Origin of the sequence: Methylobacterium longum, from assembly GCF_022179385.1 — a bacterium.
GTDB lineage: Bacteria > Pseudomonadota > Alphaproteobacteria > Rhizobiales > Beijerinckiaceae > Methylobacterium > Methylobacterium longum.
Genome location: NZ_BPQS01000113.1, coordinates 1 through 2,780, shown reverse-complemented (window position 1 = coordinate 2,780; position 2,780 = coordinate 1). Strand labels below are relative to the sequence as shown.

Genomic DNA, 2,780 nt, shown 5'->3' with positions numbered 1-2,780 from the left:
AGAGGCTCCCCCTCCGGCGCCGTCGCCTCCCGAGCCCTCGCGCCCGGGGACATCGCGAGGACGGCGAGGCCGAGAAAGACGGCGAACCCAGTGAGCCTCGGCATGTGCGCGCCTTCTGATAATTGAGCTGTCCTCAGCGGCTCGTGGCGGCGAGCTGCCGCTCATCCGTCTGGCCCCGTTCGGCAGCCTTCGCGTAGAGGCTCCGGGCGAGGTCCGGATCGGCATGCAGACCGCGCACCTTCCAGATCCGCAGCATCTTAGGGTCGTAGGTCTGCGCCAGCAGGAAGGTCGCGTTCGGGGCGTTGCGCGTTTGGGCGCGCACCAGCAGTAGCCGGGCGCCGCTGATGTCGCCGAGCCGGATCAGGCCTCTGGCCCGCTCCACGAGCCGGTCGCCCTCTGCCGGCGGAAGCGCGGGTGCCACGAGCCGGGGCAGACTCGCGACCTCGGTTTTGGCTTTGGATCTCTTATCGATGACGGAGAGGGGCGTCGAGCGGTCCAACGTCGAAGTGCTTTCGCGAGGCGCCACATGCACCGGCTCTGGCACGAAGACATAGGAGGCCGGCGCGTCGAGACTGGCCGCGGTAGCGTCGGCTTGAAGTGGCGGAGATGACCCGTGAGTCTCAGCGGCGCGCCACTCGGAGTTATCTGGGTCGTCGCTGGCGGCGGCTACGGTCCGAACAGGGGTGTTCGAAATAAAATCGACGTTGAGGCGGCTCGACGTGACATTGATGTGGCCACCGGTCTCCGGGGTCCAGATCGCCGCGACGGCGAGCGGGAAGTTGCTCTCGCGCTGATCGCTCTGCGTGATCCAGATGTCCGACAGATCCCATGAGCTGACATCTACGTCGTTGTTGTCGCTTGATGACGAGAACGTGTTGTAAGAGTCATTGATCGTTACGCCCCGGGGGAGTCCGAGCAACTTGACCGTTTCGATATAAACGTTCCGCAGCCGGACAAGCTTGATTTTCAGCGCAAGCGCGGTGCCGATCTTTCCAGAGACGTCATGGGTCGCGATCAGCAAATCGGACGCCTCGTTCCGCGCTGGGTCCGTATCGTTTCTTGTGTTGAGGTTAGTAGCCTCGGCGAGGGGGCTACTATCCGCGACTTGCGCCGGGCCGAGGGGCGAGAACCCGAATGTCAGAACTAGCACCAGTGCTGTCGACGCGGATACGATCCTATCTCGGCAACGCGGTTCCATCGGATGCACTCCATTTTTGGCGCATTTCCGCTAGATTTTTAGCTGAATACAGTACTTAATGGTCGACGTCAATTACTATTGGCTGCTTTCTGCTGTCTCTGAACGGACAGTTGCGACGAACGCGGTCGCATTGAAGGCGAGCCGGTGCGGGATTTCGTGCTGTCGCCGGGCTCGCGAACGATCGCCAAACGGGGGGGGCGTCAACGTTTGCTGCCGGAGGGCATGCACTGCCGTCAACCTTTGAAGCGCCATTTTTGCCGCACACTGCTAAATTCGTTGGCCTAATACAGGTATTCGGGTATTGAGTACTATTTCAGACTGATGCGGGCATTGACCGGTCAGACTGACTATCAAACGATACGCACGCCTTGAGTCGCATCCGAATCGCGCTCCCGAGTTGAGGATTGCTCGTGCGTCGTACACTCTTCCTCGTCGTCTCCCTCCTGATGACCGCGGCCGCTCAGGCCCAATCCGGTATCGGTAACGGGAACGGCAACTCCGGAGCCGGCAACGGTAACGGCAACGGGAACGGCAGCAACAACGTCCTGGCCGCCGCGGCCGCCGCAGGCTCGTCGAGTTCGGTGAACATCGGCGGCAGCGGTAGTGGCCGGAACACGCCGGGGGTTTGGGCGCCAGGGCTCGCTGCGGCTGGGATCGAGAGTTGCCTCGGCAGCGCCAGCGTGGGCGGAGCCGGTCCCGGGTTTGGCGTCACCATCGGCGGCACTCTGACCGATAAGGGATGCAATCTGCGACTCTACGCGAGAACCTTATACAGCCTCGGTCACCAAGTGGCGGCCACGCAAATTCTGTGCAACGATCCTGACGTCGCACTAGCACTTGCCGTTGAGGGCGTGCGCTGCCTATCCGGTCCTGGAGCCGAGGCGCAGCGGGTTGTTGGATTTACGGTCCCCGAAGGCTACGCGGCAATCGCCGATCTCGACCAGGAAGTCCGGACTGAGCCCGAGGATCTTCTCCCCAGGCTCATCCCTGCGAAACGTCGCCGCCGTACCCAGGCGGGAGCTAGGCGGCTGCCGGTTACGCCCGCTACGGCGCGGGCCGGGGTGCCAGCGCGTGCGACGCAGGCACCGTTGCCACGAGGTGGGGCGTAAGCAGCATTGCGATCTGGGTTCGGTTGTGAAGTCCGAACTTTCGCAAAATGTTGCCAATGTGAGTCTTTACCGTGTTAGTTGAAATGCCCATCTCATAGGCAATACTGTCATTTTGCGCACCTTTTGCAATGTGCTGGATGATCTCCTGCTCCCGCACGGTTAGGGTGACTCGGTTCTCCAAAAGCGCGGTTTGGGCGAATGATTGGATCATCGTGAGCTCCTATTGCGCTGGTAGATGCCCGTCAAAACTTGATCATTCCATTTTGAGCGCTTCGACCGGGTCGAGCCGCGAGGCCCTGTGGGCCGGGTAGTATCCGAAGAACAGGCCGACCAGCGCCGAGAACCCGACCGACAGCAGGATTGCCTGCGCGTCGATGATCGTGGCCCAGCCCGCCGACCGGGCGACCGTCAGCGAGATGCCGGTCCCGACGACGACGCCAGCCAGCCCCCCGAGCAGGCACAGCACGAGGGCC

The 2,780-nt window shown here is 62.4% G+C and carries 3 protein-coding genes; all 3 read right to left on the bottom strand.

The features are described from left to right. Positions 1-133 precede the first annotated feature (133 nt). Positions 134-1,021, bottom strand: a complete 888-nt coding sequence (locus MFF58_RS31490) for a hypothetical protein (RefSeq protein WP_238294232.1) — start codon at positions 1,019-1,021, stop codon at positions 134-136. Positions 1,022-2,242: 1,221 nt separating this feature from the next. Continuing rightward, a complete protein-coding gene (locus tag MFF58_RS31485; RefSeq protein ID WP_238294230.1) occupies positions 2,243-2,518 on the bottom strand; it encodes a response regulator transcription factor in 276 nt (91 codons plus the stop codon). A gap of 42 nt (positions 2,519-2,560) precedes the next feature. Continuing rightward, positions 2,561-2,780: ABC transporter permease (locus MFF58_RS31480; protein WP_373323423.1), on the bottom strand; the 220-nt coding region annotated here is incomplete at its 5' end.

Excerpts from the sequence above, each read along its gene's own strand:
- MFF58_RS31485 (WP_238294230.1), bottom strand. The coding sequence starts at position 2,518 with ATGATCCAATCATTCGCCCAAACCGCGCTTTTGGAGAACCGAGTCACC.